At 61.4% G+C, this 15,173-nt stretch carries 12 protein-coding genes; 7 read left to right on the forward strand and 5 right to left on the reverse strand.

The genetic code is table 11. From position 1 onward, the window contains the following. The first annotated feature begins 21 nt into the window (after positions 1–21). From AB4O36_RS05475 to AB4O36_RS05490, 4 genes are all read left to right on the forward strand, one after another. Positions 22–648, forward strand: coding sequence for a response regulator (locus tag AB4O36_RS05475; RefSeq protein ID WP_460122281.1), 627 nt, complete (start codon positions 22–24; stop codon positions 646–648). Next, positions 649–3,891, forward strand: coding sequence for a transporter substrate-binding domain-containing protein (locus tag AB4O36_RS05480; RefSeq protein WP_460122283.1), 3,243 nt, complete (start codon positions 649–651; stop codon positions 3,889–3,891). It begins immediately after the preceding gene. Positions 3,892–4,089: 198 nt separating this feature from the next. Continuing rightward, positions 4,090–4,956 (forward strand): pirin family protein, encoded by an 867-nt coding sequence (locus AB4O36_RS05485; RefSeq protein ID WP_460122285.1) that lies wholly within the window; start codon positions 4,090–4,092, stop codon positions 4,954–4,956. Positions 4,957–5,058: 102 nt separating this feature from the next. Next, complete coding sequence (locus AB4O36_RS05490; protein ID WP_460122287.1) at positions 5,059–6,501, forward strand: mechanosensitive ion channel domain-containing protein; 1,443 nt, start codon at positions 5,059–5,061, stop codon at positions 6,499–6,501. Positions 6,502–6,610: 109 nt separating this feature from the next. On the opposite strand, the gene AB4O36_RS05495 is transcribed toward AB4O36_RS05490, so the two are convergent. From AB4O36_RS05495 to AB4O36_RS05505, 3 genes are all read right to left on the reverse strand, one after another. Further along, positions 6,611–9,040 carry a TonB-dependent siderophore receptor gene (locus AB4O36_RS05495; RefSeq protein ID WP_460141195.1) on the reverse strand — a complete coding sequence of 810 codons (2,430 nt, stop codon included), beginning with the start codon at positions 9,038–9,040 and terminating at the stop codon, positions 6,611–6,613. A gap of 99 nt (positions 9,041–9,139) precedes the next feature. Next, positions 9,140–10,096, reverse strand: a complete 957-nt coding sequence (locus tag AB4O36_RS05500; protein WP_460122290.1) for a FecR domain-containing protein — start codon at positions 10,094–10,096, stop codon at positions 9,140–9,142. Beyond that, a complete protein-coding gene (locus tag AB4O36_RS05505; RefSeq protein ID WP_460122292.1) occupies positions 10,096–10,602 on the reverse strand; it encodes a sigma-70 family RNA polymerase sigma factor in 507 nt (168 codons plus the stop codon). The genes AB4O36_RS05500 and AB4O36_RS05505 overlap by 1 nt, the downstream gene beginning before the upstream one ends. A gap of 213 nt (positions 10,603–10,815) precedes the next feature. On the opposite strand from AB4O36_RS05505, the gene AB4O36_RS05510 reads away from it, so the two are divergent. Further along, a complete protein-coding gene (locus AB4O36_RS05510; RefSeq protein ID WP_460122294.1) occupies positions 10,816–11,256 on the forward strand; it encodes a carboxymuconolactone decarboxylase family protein in 441 nt (146 codons plus the stop codon). Positions 11,257–11,297: 41 nt separating this feature from the next. Here AB4O36_RS05510 and AB4O36_RS05515 read toward each other — a convergent pair whose 3' ends face one another. Together AB4O36_RS05515 and AB4O36_RS05520 are read right to left on the reverse strand one after the other, a co-directional pair. Continuing rightward, positions 11,298–12,890, reverse strand: coding sequence for a DHA2 family efflux MFS transporter permease subunit (locus AB4O36_RS05515; protein WP_460122296.1), 1,593 nt, complete (start codon positions 12,888–12,890; stop codon positions 11,298–11,300). After that, positions 12,887–14,008: an HlyD family secretion protein gene (locus AB4O36_RS05520; protein WP_460141196.1), complete on the reverse strand. Its 1,122-nt coding sequence runs from the start codon at positions 14,006–14,008 to the stop codon at positions 12,887–12,889. Before AB4O36_RS05520 ends, AB4O36_RS05515 begins: the two co-directional genes overlap by 4 nt. Before the next feature lie 283 nt (positions 14,009–14,291). Here AB4O36_RS05520 and AB4O36_RS05525 point away from each other — a divergent pair, with 283 nt between their 5' ends. Further along, complete coding sequence (locus tag AB4O36_RS05525; protein ID WP_460122300.1) at positions 14,292–14,642, forward strand: hypothetical protein; 351 nt, start codon at positions 14,292–14,294, stop codon at positions 14,640–14,642. Positions 14,643–14,753: 111 nt separating this feature from the next. Next, positions 14,754–15,173 (forward strand): PAS domain-containing protein, encoded by a 420-nt coding sequence (locus AB4O36_RS05530; protein ID WP_460122302.1) that lies wholly within the window; start codon positions 14,754–14,756, stop codon positions 15,171–15,173.

Genomic DNA, 15,173 nt, shown 5'->3' on the forward strand with positions numbered 1-15,173 from the left:
GTATTTGCACAGGGAGTTGCCATGAGTTCAGTCGTGATAGCGGACGATCATCCGGTGGTTCGCGCTGCAGTCAGGATCCTGCTCAAACAGGAGGGATTCAGCCGGATCATCGAGGTATCCAGCGGCAACGAGGTGGTGCCGGCGATACGGGAGCACAAACCGGAGGTGGTGGTGCTGGATCTGGATATCCCCGGTCTCGACGGGCTGGGTGTGCTGGGCAGGATCCAGGCCAGCGACGTACGGTGTCGGGTCATTGTCTTCACCGGCCAGGATGCGGACTATTACCAGGAGCGTTGCATGCGTGCCGGTGCCGTGGCGTATGTGTCCAAGACCAACGACCTGCAACATCTGCACAAGGCTATCCATGCGGTCCGGGCCGGGTATTCCTATTTTATCCAGCTACGGTCCAGCTCGGTTTCGATGAGCGCGCTGGAACGCAGCGAAAAGGAGATGATCGACAAACTGTCGGATCGTGAGTTGACGATCTTCCAGCATCTGGCGAGGGGCAAGGGCAACAAGGACATCGCCGAACTCATGAACCTGAGCCACAAGACGGTCAGCACCTACAAGACCCGCGTGGTGGAAAAACTCAATGTGGAATCCAAGGTTCACCTGAGGGATTTCGCCAAACGCAATCATCTGATCTGAATGAACACATTACGCCGATACGGTTGTTCGATCGTCTTCTTCCTGGCGAGCGGCCTTTGGGCGGTCGGCGTGGGTGCGCAGCCACAGGTCCTCACGCTGCTGGGGCGCTCGAGCGTCGATGGCCATGACATCAAGCTCTCGGAGGCCGATTCACGCTGGTTGCAACAGAAAGGCCGACTGGTACTGGCCGTCACCGCGCCCGATTACCCCCCCTTCGACATCACCACCACCGGTTCCGACTACGAAGGCTTGACGGCGGACTACGCCGGCTTGCTCCAGCAACTTCTGCACGTGGACATCGTGGTCCAGCGCTACGCCTCTCGCGACGATGCGGTACAGGCCATCAAGCAAGGGACGGTCGATCTTCTGGGAACGGCCAATCGTTATGAGACCCAGGACCCGACGTTAAGCAAATCGAGCGCTTACGCCGACGATCAACCCGTACTGGTGACCCGCACCGACGCGACGCTTCCCCTGGACCCGGACCTGGCCGGCAAACGCCTGGCAATGTTGTACCACTACCTGCCCGAACAACAGGTGCGAGCGTTTTATCCCAAGGCCGATGTGCAACTCTTTCCTTCGACGCTGGGAGCCGTGGGTGCCGTAGCCTTCGGCCAGGCGGACGTGTTTATTGGCGACGCCATCAGCGCCCATCACCTGATCAGCAAGAATTACCTGAACAACGTGCAGCTGGCGGACTTTTCCCCCATGGAATCGGGGCGCTTCGCGTTCGCGATGGCCAGTGACAGCGTGCAACTCAAACGCATCGTGAACCAGGCGCTGGCGGCGGTTCCGACCAATGAACGCATCAATATCCTGCGGCGGTGGGGGGCCAGCGGTGCGTCCATTGCCGGCACCCAACCGTTGCAATTGAGCATGGCGGAGCAACGTTGGATCAAGCAGCATCCCCATGTGAAAGTGGCGATCAACGAAAACATGATGCCGATTTCATTTATCGACAGTGAGGGCAAGTACCGCGGCATCAGTATTGATGTGCTGGGTAAAATCAGTTTGCGTACCGGGTTGAAGTTTGACCTCCAGCCCGCCAGTTCAATCGCTGAAATGCTCGATCAGATCAAGACCGGACAGATCGACATCGTGGCGGGGGCAAGCCCCAGCATCGAGCGCGAAGCCGATCTGCGCTTCACCCGACCCTTCCTTACGAGCCCGAATGTGCTGGTGACTCGCATAGGACCAGACGGCCCCCGGACGCTGGATGAGATGGCGGGCAAGCGGCTGGCGGTGACCCAGGGCAACAGTGCCGGCGAGTTCGTTCGCCAGCACTTTGCACAGGTCGAGCTGGTCAATGCTCCCTTGACCGCGGACGGCATGGAAATGGTCGCGCAGGGCAAGACAGACGGCGCGATCAATTCGCTGATCAGCGCACGGATCATGATTTCCCGCCAGTACCGGGACCGATTGCAAGTGACCAGCACGGTCGGCACAGATCCGGCCCGCGCCACGCTGGCCACCGGCCGCGATGCGGTGGAGTTGCATTCGATCCTGGACAAGGCCCTGCTCAGCATCGCCCCGGAAGAGATCGATGAAATGACTGGGTACTGGCGCAACGACCTGATGGTCGAGCAGAGCTTCTGGTTGCGTCACCGCTTGAACATCCTCCAGGCCTTTGCCGGTGTTGGCGTCTTGCTGTTACTGGCGCTAGCCTGGATCGCCTGGCAGCGTCGCCAGATTCGCATGCGCCAGCAATTGCTCAGTCAATTGCAGGAAGCCAAGGAAGCGGCGGACGACGCCAATCGGGCCAAGACCACCTTCCTGGCAACCATGAGCCATGAAATCCGTACGCCGATGAACGCGCTGCTGGGTATGCTCGAACTGGCGCTCAAGCGTGCCGACGACGGCATCACCGACCGTGGCGCCATCGAAGTGGCGTCCAATGCCGGGCAACAGTTGCTGGCGTTGATCGGTGACATCCTGGACATCGCGCGTATCGAGTCCGGGCATTTGTCCCTGACGCCGGAACGGACCAACCTGCGCGCGCTGGTGGCATCGGTGTGCCGGGTGTTCGAGGGGCTGGCGCGCCAGAAAAACCTGGAGTGGCGTGTCGAACTGGACGAGCAAAGCGCCTGCGACGTACTGATCGACCCCACGCGCTTCAAGCAGGTGCTGTCCAACTTGCTGAGCAACGCGATCAAGTTTACCCGCCGGGGTGAAGTGAGCCTGCTCTTGCAGGTCGAACCTGAGAGCTCGGGCTATCTGGCGATTAGCCTGTGCATCGAAGACACCGGTATCGGTATCAGTGCGGCTGATCAACAGCGACTGTTCAGCCCCTTCGTCCAGGCCAGCAATACCCCGCAGTCCGGTCAGCAGGGCTCAGGCCTGGGGTTGGTGATCAGCCGAACCCTGTGCGAAATGATGGGTGGCCGGCTGCAACTCGACAGTGAAATGGGCCGGGGGACGCGGATCGATATCAGCCTCGAACTGCCGCTGTTGAAACCTGTTGCCAACAGCCAGTCACCCGAGCCGTCGGCGCCAGTACAGACACGTGCGTTGACGATCCTGGTGGTCGACGATTACCCGGCCAACCGGTTGTTGATGACCCGCCAGCTGAATTATCTGGGGCATCGTGTCACGGCGGCTGAAGAGGGTCGGCAAGGCTTCGAGAAGTGGAGCCAGGCAGCCTTCGATGTGCTGATCACCGACTGCAACATGCCGGTGCTCAGCGGCTATGAGATGACAGCAGCGATCCGCGAAAAGGAGCGTGAGCAAGGATTGCCACGCACCCTGATCCTGGGGTTCACCGCTAACGCGCAGCCCAGTGAAAAGGCGCGTTGCATCGAGGCGGGGATGGACGACTGCCTGTTCAAACCGATTCGCCTGGCGGACCTGGCCGCCTGGCTGGCCGCCAGATTCAGTGCGGAGCCCAGGGGGGCGAGCATCGAGTCGCCAGGCGCTTGTTCCGAAATAGACTTGAGCGGTCTGCAGCACTATGTCGGTGAGGATCATGAGCTGATCGAACAGTTGCTGCGCGACCTGGTGCTGAGCAACCGCACTGACCGGGAGGAACTGCTCAAGGCGCATGCCGCGCATGACGAGTCGGCCTTGAGTGCGCTGGCGCACCGCATCAAGGGTGGGGCGTTGATGGTCCGGGCGCAGACCCTGATCGAGTGCTGCGAGGCGCTGGAGCGTGCCTGCGGCGATGGTCGTGAGTCGCAAATCGATGGGGCCGTCGATCAGTTGCAGCAGGCCATGACATACCTGGAACATCGTCTCGCCCAAGGTTGATGATCAATCCCCGTTCGACGCGATGCCTTTGGGAGCCAAGCAAGTCTCGACGAATGTTTAATACGCAGAATTCGCGGGGCCTGCTCCTTTACCACTGTTCTCCCAGTAGAACGATGAAGCCTGTTTTCGCCGTCTAGCGCATCATTGGTTTGAGTTTTAAGCTTTATCCATGGGTCAAGCTACAGAATTGGAGAAAGCATGAAAAATATCATTGGCATCTACACCAGCCCGCGAACCCATTGGGTCGGCGACGGCTTCCCAGTGCGTACGCTGTTTTCCTACGACAACCTGGCTGAACATATCAGCCCGTTCTTATTGCTGGACCACGCCGGCCCGGCGCAATTCTCGCCCACCACCGAGCGACGTGGCGTCGGCCAGCACCCGCATCGCGGTTTTGAAACGGTGACCATCGTCTATGAGGGCGAAGTGCAGCACCGAGACTCCACGGGCAGCGGCGGCACGATCGGCCCGGGAGACGTGCAATGGATGACCGCTGCCTCAGGGATTCTCCATGAAGAGTTCCACTCTGATAGCTTCGCCCAAACCGGTGGCAACCTGGAGATGGTGCAGTTGTGGGTCAACCTGCCGGCCAAAGACAAGATGGCCGATCCGGGTTACCAGACGATTCTCGACGCCGACATTCCGAGCATCCCGCTCAAGGACGGGGCCGGCAGCCTGCGCCTGATCGCCGGTGAGTTCGACGGCCACACCGGTCCGGCGCGCACGTTCACCCCGGTGGACGTCTGGGACCTGCGCCTCAAGGGTGGCCAGTTGCTGACCCTCGATCTGCACGAGGGGCGCAACACGGCGCTGGTGGTGTTGCGCGGCACGGTGGAGGTCAACGGCGAGGCGCTGGTGCGCCAGGGGCAATTGGCGTTGTTCGAGCGTGACGGCAAGCAACTGAGCCTGGAAGCCAACGATGATGCCGTGGTGTTGTTGCTCAGCGGTGAACCGATCGACGAGCCCATCGTCGGCCACGGTCCGTTCGTCATGAACAGCGAGCAGGAAATTCACCAGGCGTTCGCGGATTTCCAGTCGGGGCGCTTCGGGCGGATGGGCGGTTGAGGCACGGTTGCCGAGCGCTGCACAAACCCGCATTTTTGTATTGCTCCAGGACCTGTGATTGCTCCTACACTGTGGCCATCCGTATCCGGCAGGAGCCGTTCGATGCTGTCACTGCTTACCAATCACCCGCTGATCTGTGCGCTGATCCTGATCCTGATCGACCTGGGGTTGTGGCGCCTGATCAGCGCCAATGGCAGCAACTGGAAACTGTTGGTGCGCCTGCTGATTTTTTCGCTGTTCAGCATTCTGCTGTTCAACGAAGGCTTGAACCCGCTGGAGCCGGCGCCGTGGGCCGATAATGTCCCGTTGCACCTGGCGGCCACCGGCTTGCAGATTGGCTGGTGGCTGTTCGGCGCGCGCACACTGACAGTACTGATCGGCGCGGGGATGATGCAGCGGGTCGGGCACACCGGGCGCCTGCTTCAGGATTTGCTCGGTGCGGTGATTTTCCTGATTGCGATCATTGCCGCGCTGGCCTACGTGCTCGACCTGCCGGTCAAGGGCGTACTGGCCACGTCCGGTGCGTTGGCGATCATCGTCGGCCTGGCCTTGCAAAGTACGCTCAGCGACGTGTTTTCGGGCATTGTGCTCAACACCACCAAACCCTATCAACTCGATGACTGGATCTCCATCGACGGCACCGAAGGCCGGGTCACCGATATCGACTGGCGGGCCACGCGCCTGCAAACATCCCAGGGCAGCATGGCGGTGATCCCCAACTCGCTGGCGGCCAAGGCCAAGATCGTCAACTTCAGCCGTCCCAGCGACATCTTTGGCGTGTCGATCAGTTTGCAACTGAGCCCCCACGCGCGTCCGCAAACGGTGATCGATGCGCTGGAACGTGCGGTCGAGGGCTGCCGGCATCTGTTGAGCAAACCCGCTCCGAGCGTTGCGCTCAAGGGATCGAGCGCTACCGGCGTGGAATATGAAATCAGCGGCTTCGTGGTTTCGATGGATCAGAAGCGCATGGTGCGCAACCTGCTCTTCGACCTTGCGTTCCGCCACTTGCAGGCTTCGGGCGTCAGCCTGCTGTCGAGCGTGGAGCCAAACACGTCGGCCGGCCTCTCACGACCACGGGCGTTGCTGGAAAGCTCGGCGATTTTCTCCACCCTGCGCCAGGAGGAAAAGGAAACCTTCAGCCAGCACATGGCCCTGCAGACCTTTCGTGCCGGGGAAACGATCCTGCCAGCCGGGGAGGTCAGCGATCATTTGTTTATCATCGAGTCCGGTGTCGTGACAGTCACGCTGGCCCGCGCCGGGGTCAAGTTTGAATCCGGGCGCATGGGACCGGGCGAGGTGATCGGTGAAGGCGGCATTCTGTCGGACACTTCGCTGCCGGCCGAATTCAGCGCCAAGACCGCTTGCAGTCTGTACCGGATCGAGAAGGATTACCTCAAGCCCTGTCTCGAGGCACGGCACGACATTGGCGAGGCAATGAAGGCGTTGCTCGATTACCGCTTGCATCGGGCGCAGACGTTGACCGAAGAAGTGCCGAAGGTGGCGGTGAAGAAGGGGTTTTTGCAGTGGTTGCGTAACCGGGCTTGAGCATTGATGGCGGCTGCGCGGATCGCTGGCAAGCCAGCTCCTACAATAAGAACGCCGAAGATTCTTGTGGGAGCGAGCCTGCTCGCGATGGCATCCACCCGATGTCAGTTCAAAAATCCACCGTCGCCGACACCTTCAGCGTCCGCGGCGTGCCCTGTGTCAGGTAACCCCCATAGGCCGAGGCCCAGTAGGCCTTGTTCGCAACGTTCTCCAGGTTGGCGCGCAAGGTGATTTCCTTGTCGTCGAACTTGAACGCATATCGCGAGCCGACATCAAAGCGGTTCCACGCCGGGATGCTCTGGGTATTGGCGGCGTTCAGATATTGCCCGCCAGTGCGCAACATCCGTGCGCTGAGCGCTGCACCTTCGATGCCAGGCACGTCCCAGACGGCGCCAACGTTGAACTGGAAGCGTGGCACGCCGACCGCGCGGTTGCCGTCATTGACGCCGTTGGCACTGCCTTCGATTTCGGTTTTCATCAGGGTGGCACCGCTGAGCAGGCGCAAGCCATCGAGGGGTTCGCCGTAGAGGTTGAGTTCCACCCCCTTGTTCACCTGTTCACCGTCGACCCGGAAGATGCCGCTCTGGGTGTAGCTCGCCGGCTGTTCGATGCGGTACACACCCAGGCTGGCGCCGTAGCTGTCCATGTCCAGGCGCACACCGGCTTCGACCTGCTTGCTGCGTACCGGGGCGAAGGTTTCGTCGCGGTTGATGGCGGTGGTCGGTGGTGTCGGGCCCTTGGCCAGGCCTTCGATGCGGTTGGCGTAGAACGAAACGTGCTCCCAAGGCTTGATCACCAGGCCGTAGACCGGGGTAGTGATCGACTCTTCGTAGCTGGAAGTGCGCAGGCCGCTGGCGGTGGCCCAACCGTCGATTTTCATGGCCTGGCGGCGCACGCCCAGTGTCAGCAACACGCGATCGTCGAGAAAGCCCAGGGTGTCGGACACCGCAGCGCTGCGCAGGGTGTTCTTGCCGACGATGCGCGGATCGGAAATGTCGCTGGCAACCGAGGTGGCCGCCGGGCGAGGTTTGTCGGTGACATCATAGAGGTTGGTGTCGTACCGCGAGGCGGCGCCGATGGTCTCGAACGCCGAGCGCTGCTGGCCCCAGATGCCCGCCAGGCCGAAGTTCATCTGGTGGCTGACGGGGCCGGTGTTGAAGTGGCCATTGAGGCCGGTCATCAGGCTTTTGTTGTCTTCGTCGTGGGGCGGGTAGAGCATGCCGCCCTTGGCTGCACCGTTGAGGTTGGTCACGGTCAGCGACGAATACACGCCGTTTTCCCGGGTGTGCTTGGCGCCACCGGAGACATAGGCCGTCCAGTTGTCATTGAGGTCGTACTCGGCGCGGGCCATGCCGAAGGTGTCTTCCAGCTGCGAGTAGCTCCAGCTCTGCGCGTAACTGGCGTTGGCGTGAGGCACCTTGGGGGCCTTGCTCAGGGACGAGTCGACATAGATCACCGAACGGCCCTGGTTGATCACCTGTTTCTGGTAACCCAGGTCCGCCGAAAGCCGCAGGCGATCGCCGCGATAGTCCAGGCCGACACTGATCAGCGACGAGCGCCGGTCTTCGTCATCGACGGCGGTGTCACCTTCGCGTTGCATCAGGTTGACCCGCGCACCGAAACGGTTGTCTTCGCCAAAGCGCTGGCCCAGGTCCAGATGCCCGCCGACCTGGCCATCGGCGCTGTAATCGAGGGTTACGCTGCGGGTCGGTACATCGTTGGCGCGCTTGGGTTGCAGGTTGACGCCACCGCCAATCCCGCTGCCGCTGGGGGTGACGCCGTTGACAAAGGCGTTCGGACCCTTGAACAGGTCGACCCGCTCCAAGGCTTCAACCGCAACGATTTGTCTCGGCAGGATACCGTACAGGCCGTTGTAGGAAATATCGTCGGACACCAGCGGCAAGCCGCGAATCATGAACACCTGTGAAAAGTTGCCGAAGCCGGAGGACTGGCGCACTGAGGCATCATTGAGCAACACGTCGCCGATGGTCTGGGCCTGTTGGTCGGCGATGGTCTTGGCGGTGTAGCTGGTGACGCTGAAAGGCAAGTCCTTCAGCGCCTGATTGCCGAATATACCGACCTGCGCCACTTTGGCCACCTGGCCGCCGCCGTAGGTGTCGGCGTTGTCATCGCGCACAGCGTTTACGTTGGTGGCGCCCAGTTCCAGGGCGCCGTCGGCTGACACGCGCGGCGCTACCGTGTAACCGTTGCCGCCGGTGCTGATCAATTCAAAGCCGCTGCCTTCGAGCAATGTCGCGAAACCCGATTGGGCGCTGTAAGTCCCCTGCAGACCGGCACTCTGGCGGTTACCCAGTTGTGCCGGATCGAACGACAAGGGAACGCCGACCGCTACGGCAAATTGCGCCAGGGTCTGGCTGAGCAGGCCCGGTGCGATATTGACACTGCGGGTGGCATTTTCGCTGACGCTGTCGGCGGCCTGGCTGGTGACGGGCAACAACGCGGTAAAGGCCAGTGCGACGCTCAGACTCAGGGCCTTGAGCGGGAATTCGGCGGGGCAGTGCTGTAGCGTGGAAGTCATTCGGCGTTCCTGTCGAGCGCGTGGAATTGAAAAGGTCTATCCACACACCGAACGAAACGCAAAAAGGTATCAGGAGGCAGTGAAAAAAAAGAAGGCCACTCAGGCCCGGGGTTCGACCGACATCCAGTAGCGGGTCAGGCTGCTGACTTTCAGCGGCAGCGTGTCGCTGAGCAGGCGCAGGCTGGCGTCGGTGTCACGCAGGGAAAACGCTCCCGACACCCGCAACCCGGCGACATCGGCATGACACCGCAGGATGCCGGGACGGTAGCGGCTCAGCTCAGTGAGCAATTCATCCAGGCGCATGTTGTTGGCCAGCAACATGCCCTTGTCCCAGGCCAGGGCGCTGGTGTCGAAGCGTTCCACCGGGTCGAAGCGGTCGGACCGGAAGGCCTGGCGCTCACCGGCGTTGAGGGTCGAACTCTGTGACAACGACAGCGGCGTGACCTCCACCTGGCCGTCAAGTACGGACACCTGGCTTCGCGAGTCGTGGGTACGCACGCAAAACCGGGTGCCCAGCGCCCGGGCAATGGCTTGCGGGGTTTCGACGATGAAGGGGCGGGCGGCCGCGTCCCTGGCGGTGCTGATCAGCACCTCGCCGCCCAGCAGCGTGATGCGCCGCTCCTGGGGGGTGAAGGCGATATTCACGGACGAATGGGTGTTGAGCAGCAACTGGCTGCCGTCCGGCAATTGCACTTGTTTCTGTTCGCCCACGGCCGTGCGCTGATCCGGGTTCCATTGCTCCCAGGGCACATGTTGCGCGGCGATGCCCACGGGACCTGCCATCAGCAACAGACCCAGGCGCGCGAGCGTCTGCCGACGGCTGAGGCCTTCCTTGCGTGCCGCCCGTTGCAGGGTTTGCAGGGCCAGGTTGGGCGGTACGCTGCGAAATTCCCCGAGCAAGGCTTCAGCACGCTGCCATGCCTGGGCATGCTCTGCACTGCGGTTGCGCCATTGGGCGATGGCGTGGTGGTCGGACGGCGTGGCGCTGCCAGAGTGCAACTGCACCAGCCAGTCGGCCGCTTCGCCGAGGATTTGCGGGTTGATCATCGGGTTCATCAGGCGACACTCAGGCAGGCAACGAAGGCGGCGCGCATGTGCCGTTTGACGGTGATCAGCGACACGTCCAGGCGCTCAGCGATCTGCACGTAGGTCAGGCCTTCGATCTGCGACAACAGGAAGGTGTCGCGGGTGACCGCCGGCAGCTCGCGCAGCAGCGCTTCGATCCGCGTCAGGGTTTCGAGGATCAGCAGGCGGGTTTCCGGTGAAGGCACTTCGGCGGCAGGCAGTTGGGCGATGGTTTCCAGGTAAGCGCGCTCAAGGTCCTGGCGTCGCCAACGGTCGATGACCAGGCCTTTGGCGATGTGCGTCAGTAGTGCCCGGGGCTCACTGCCCAGTGGCTTGGTGACCTGGCGGGTTAGCAGGCGCAGGAAAGTATCGTGGGCGAGGTCGGCAGCATCGCAGCGATTACCGAGTTTCCGATGCAGCCAACCCTGCAGCCAACCGTGATGTTCGCTATAGAGGGTGTGAATTTGCTGGTTCGAAGCGTGCTCGGTTGACGGCATGGAAGGCGGCTACTCGATTCGGGCGTGCTGGCCTGACTGCAATTAAGAATTGATCGCATTCTAGTGGCGCAGGGTGACCGCTGGCAATTGGCCGATGGACTTTATTTTTTTCGCAGGCGCCAATGGCCTCCTCGACTTCGGGAGTATTGGATATTTGCGCAGCCTGCCCGCGGGATTAACGTAGCTGCACCCACTACCTCCCAGGAGCCCACCATGAAACCTCGTATCGATTTCTACACTGCCTCCCCTGATGCACTCAAAGCCATGATGGCCCTGGAGGGCGCCGTTTCGAAGCTGCCACTGGAAAAGAGCCTGATTGAGTTGGTCAAGCTGCGTGCTTCGCAAATCAATGGCTGCGCGTTCTGCATCGATATGCACACCAGCGATGCCCTTAAGGCCGGGGAAACCACGCGTCGTTTGTTCGGTGTCACCGCCTGGCGTGAAGCCCCGTTCTACACCGACCGCGAACGCGCTGCGCTGGCGTGGACCGAGTCACTGACCGAGCTGAGCCAGACCCACGCGCCGGATGATGTCTACGAGTACGTCGCCGCGCAGTTCAGTCCCAAGGAAATGGTCGACTTGACCGTGGCGATCTCCACCATCAACAGCTGGAATCGCCTGGCGGTGGGCTTTCGTAAAACCCCTCAGGCGTGACGCTAAGCTGCAAGCGTTGAGCTTGCAGCTTGCCCTGGCCATCAATGCCCGTCGGCACTGGGCGCGGGCGGTGGTTGCACCTTGCGCATCAAGGGCACCATCGCCGTGGCAATGAGGAAGCAGGCGCCAATCAGCAGGAAGGTGTCACCGTAGGTTTGCGTTTGCGCTTCTCGGTAGGTCAACTGCCAGAGTTGATGCAGGCTGGCCGTGGCGCCCGTGTCGCCGACAAGGCCCAGGTTGGCGAAATTGTTGCCGACCTGGGACAGCCATTGGTTCAGCGCCTCATTGCTGCTGTTGAGGTTTTCCGCCAGCCGGGTGAAGTGCAGGTTGGTGCGGTCATTGAGGATCGTCGCGCAGGCGGCGATGCCAATGGCACCCCCCAGGTTGCGCATCAGGTTGAACAGCCCCGAGGCGTGCTTGAGCCGTGCCGGCGCCAACCCGCCCAGGGTCAGGGTGACGGCGGGCGGCACCGCCAGTTGCTGGGCAATCCCGCGAAGGGCTTGCGGCAACATCAACTCGGCAGAACCCCAGTCATGGGTGATCGGACTGAATTCCCACATCGACAAGGCGAACAGCCCAAGACCGGTCATCATGATCCAGCGCAGGTCTACGCGATTGGCCAGAAAGGCATACAGCGGAATCGCCATGATCTGGAACACCCCGGTGGAGAAAACCGCCAGTCCAATGTCCAGCGCCCCATAGCCACGCACCCGACCGAGAAACAGTGGTGTCAGGTAGATGGTGGCAAACAGACCAATCCCCGTGACAAACGAAAAGAAGCAGCCAAGGGCGAAGTTGCGGTCTTTGAGGGCGCGCAAATCGACGATCGGATTGGCCACGTGCAGGGTCCGGCCAATGAACGCCAGGCCCGCCAGGCCACTGATCCAGGCCGTGGTCAGAATCGTGCGGTCGCTGAACCAGTTCCAGCGCGGGCCTTCCTCCAGGGTGTATTCCAGACAACCCAGAAACAGCGCGAGAAACAGCATGCTCAAATAGTCGGCGCCCTTGAGCAGCGAAAGCTCCGGCTGGTCGATTTTCACCAGCATCGGCACGGCCACCGCGACGAAGATGCCGGGCACGAGGTTTATATAGAAGAGCCAGTGCCACGACGATACGTCCGTGATCCAGCCGCCGATGACCGGGCCCAGGGTCGGTGCCAATGACGCCACGGCGCCGATGGTCGCGGCGGCGATGACCCGTTGTTTACCGGTGAAGAAAAAGAACGCCGTGGTGAACACCAGCGGGATCATCGAGCCGCCCAGAAAACCCTGCAACGCCCGAAAGGCAATCATGCTCTGGATGTTCCAGGCCGCGCCGCAGAGCAGGCTGGCCAGGGTGAACCCCACGGCGGAGGCGCAAAACAGCCAGCGGGTCGAGAACACTCGCGACAGCCACCCGGACAGCGGGATCACAATGATCTCGGCGATCAGGTAACTGGTCTGCACCCAGGCAGTTTCATCGGTGCCCGCCGAGAGCCCCCCGCCGATGTCGCGTAGCGACGCCGAGACGATCTGGATGTCCAGCAGCGCAATGAACATGCCGATGCACATGGTGGCGAACGCGAATACCTTGGTCGCCGTTGCCATGTCGGCGGCATTGAACGGTTGTGCGGGGGCGGCGAGGGTGCGGCTCATGGCGCGCTGGCCACGGCGGCACTTTCAGGTTCCTTGCGAGTGTCCACCTCGGCGGTCACCGAGAGGCCGGGGCGCAGGTGGCCGAGCACGCTGTCGGCCGGATCGAGGCGGATCCGCACAGGCACGCGCTGGACGATCTTGGTGAAGTTGCCGGTGGCGTTTTCCGGCGGCAGCACGCTGAACTGCGAGCCGCTGGCGGGGGCGAGGCTGTCGAGTCGACCGTGGAAGGCCTGCCCGGAGAGCACGTCGGCGCGGATGACCACCCGCTGGCCGGGAACCATGTGGGCCAACTGGTCTTCCTTAAAGTTCGCATCAACCCAGAGCCCGCTCGACGGGACCACCGACAACTGCTGCGACCCGGCCTGTGCATAAGCCCCGACCCGCGCACGGCGATTGCCGATCACCCCGTCGATCGGTGCGCGCAGCTCGGTATAGCCGACGTTGAGCTGTGCCAGGTCCCGCTCGGCGCGGGCCTGGACCAGCGCCGCCCGGGCTTGCTGTTTCTGCGTTTCGATCACGTTCAACTGGCGTTGCGCGGCGAGCAATTCGGCCTGGGCCTTGGCGCTCAAGGCCTGGGCAGTCTTGAAGGTCGCGTCGGCGCGCTGGGCGCTTTCCACTGAAACGGCATTGCTGCCCACCAGTTTTCTGTAGCGCTGGTTGTCGTCCCGCGAGCGAGCGGTTTCGGCGCCGGCCGCCTCAATGCCGGCGCGGGCCTGGCCAATCACTGCCTGTTGCAGTTGCTGCGTGGCGTCGAGGTTGGCCAGCAGCGCTTCTTCAGCGGCAACCGCGCCTTCGGCCTTGGCCAGATTGGCGCGGTAGTCGCGTGAATCGAGGCGGATGAGCACGTCACCGGCTTTGACATTCTGATTGTCGGTGACCAGCACTTCGTCGATGTAGCCCGCGACTTTTGGCCCGATCACCGTCACGTCACCGCCGATGTAGGCGTCGTCGGTTTCTTCGATGAAGCGGCCGGCGGTCCACCAGTGCACGGCAAAGAAACCTGCGAACACCAGGGCGGCGGTGGCCAGTGTCAGCAGGATCAAGCGCTTGAGCAGGGGCGGGCGAGGTGGACTCACCGGGGCAGCAAGATCGGATTCGAGGCTGGGCATGCTGGTCATGAAGTAATACCTGTGAGGAACGGTGCTTTATTACGTAGATAATATGACGCATGTAATATTTGCTCGCAATTGATTTTTACTGCCGGTGGTCAGTTGGGTTCGTCCGGTCGAGAAATGGCGGGATGAGAATTAGTCACAAAGACAACACGGTAGTCCTAATGACCTGTTTCCAGTGTTGTCACAATGACACCTGTTTATTATAACTATTTGAAAATTAAGTAATTAAATATTGGCACGTTTAGTGGAATGCTTAGAGTAACTCCCACCCGAGCAGGAACTGATCATGACTCGTACTCTCCCGTTCAGCTTCACCCTCTGCCTGTTGTTTTCCCCGTTGAGCATGGCCGACCAAGTGGTTCGCGAAGTCCCCGACACCACCGCTGGCAAAGGTGCTGGTGTGGTAACCGGGTTGATGGTCGGCGCCGTGGGCGGCCCGATTGGCGCGCTGATCGGTGCCGGTGCCGGTTTCTTCGCCGGCAGCTCGGTGCAGGAAGCGGCTGGCCTGACCGAAACCGCTTATGAAGTGAAAGACGCCAAGGGCGAAGTCAGCACCGTTCGCTCGCCCAACGCCAAGTTCGACGTTGGCCAGCAAGTGACGCGCAAAGGTTCGCGCCTGCAGTCGCAGGACAGTTGAACCCGACACCTGCGCGTTTCATCCCCGAGCTCCTTTGGGATCCGCTCATGGGTCGGATCCTCTTTTTTCTCAGTCATCGCCGCCATTTTTAATCAATCGAGGGGTAACACAATGCAAGCCATCAACGCCAAAGTCTTGAGCGCACTGGAAAACGTCATGGTGATCTCCACCACCGACCTGCAGGGCAACATCACTTACGTCAACGATCTGTTCTGCAAGCTGACCGGCTACACCAGCGAAGAACTGCTGGGCCAGCCGCACAGCGTCGTGCGTCATCCTGCCGTGCCTAAAAGCACGTACAAGCAGATGTGGGACACCATCAAGAAAGGCGAAATCTGGACCGGCGTGATCCCCAACGTGGGCAAGGGCGGTGGCCTCTATGTGGTCGATACCACCGTGCAGCCGGTGTTCGACGCGCAGGGCAATATCGTTGAATACATCAGCATTCGCCGGGTGATCAACGACCTGATGAGCGACTTCGAAGGCCTGGAGTTCTCCAAGGAAACTTTCGACGAATTCTACGACAGGTAA

The organism is Pseudomonas sp. S2_E01 (assembly GCF_054668365.1).

What these genes read in the sequence shown, in the direction of transcription:
- AB4O36_RS05475 (WP_460122281.1), top strand. Translation starts at nt 22, where the DNA reads ATGAGTTCAGTCGTGATAGCGGACGATCATCCGGTGGTTCGCGCTGCA.
- AB4O36_RS05480 (WP_460122283.1), top strand. Translation starts at nt 649, where the DNA reads ATGAACACATTACGCCGATACGGTTGTTCGATCGTCTTCTTCCTGGCG.
- AB4O36_RS05485 (WP_460122285.1), top strand. Translation starts at nt 4,090, where the DNA reads ATGAAAAATATCATTGGCATCTACACCAGCCCGCGAACCCATTGGGTC.
- AB4O36_RS05490 (WP_460122287.1), top strand. Translation starts at nt 5,059, where the DNA reads ATGCTGTCACTGCTTACCAATCACCCGCTGATCTGTGCGCTGATCCTG.
- AB4O36_RS05495 (WP_460141195.1), bottom strand. Translation starts at nt 9,040, where the DNA reads ATGACTTCCACGCTACAGCACTGCCCCGCCGAATTCCCGCTCAAGGCC.
- AB4O36_RS05500 (WP_460122290.1), bottom strand. Translation starts at nt 10,096, where the DNA reads ATGAACCCGATGATCAACCCGCAAATCCTCGGCGAAGCGGCCGACTGG.
- AB4O36_RS05505 (WP_460122292.1), bottom strand. Translation starts at nt 10,602, where the DNA reads ATGCCGTCAACCGAGCACGCTTCGAACCAGCAAATTCACACCCTCTAT.
- AB4O36_RS05510 (WP_460122294.1), top strand. Translation starts at nt 10,816, where the DNA reads ATGAAACCTCGTATCGATTTCTACACTGCCTCCCCTGATGCACTCAAA.
- AB4O36_RS05515 (WP_460122296.1), bottom strand. Translation starts at nt 12,890, where the DNA reads ATGAGCCGCACCCTCGCCGCCCCCGCACAACCGTTCAATGCCGCCGAC.
- AB4O36_RS05520 (WP_460141196.1), bottom strand. Translation starts at nt 14,008, where the DNA reads ATGACCAGCATGCCCAGCCTCGAATCCGATCTTGCTGCCCCGGTGAGT.
- AB4O36_RS05525 (WP_460122300.1), top strand. Translation starts at nt 14,292, where the DNA reads ATGACTCGTACTCTCCCGTTCAGCTTCACCCTCTGCCTGTTGTTTTCC.
- AB4O36_RS05530 (WP_460122302.1), top strand. Translation starts at nt 14,754, where the DNA reads ATGCAAGCCATCAACGCCAAAGTCTTGAGCGCACTGGAAAACGTCATG.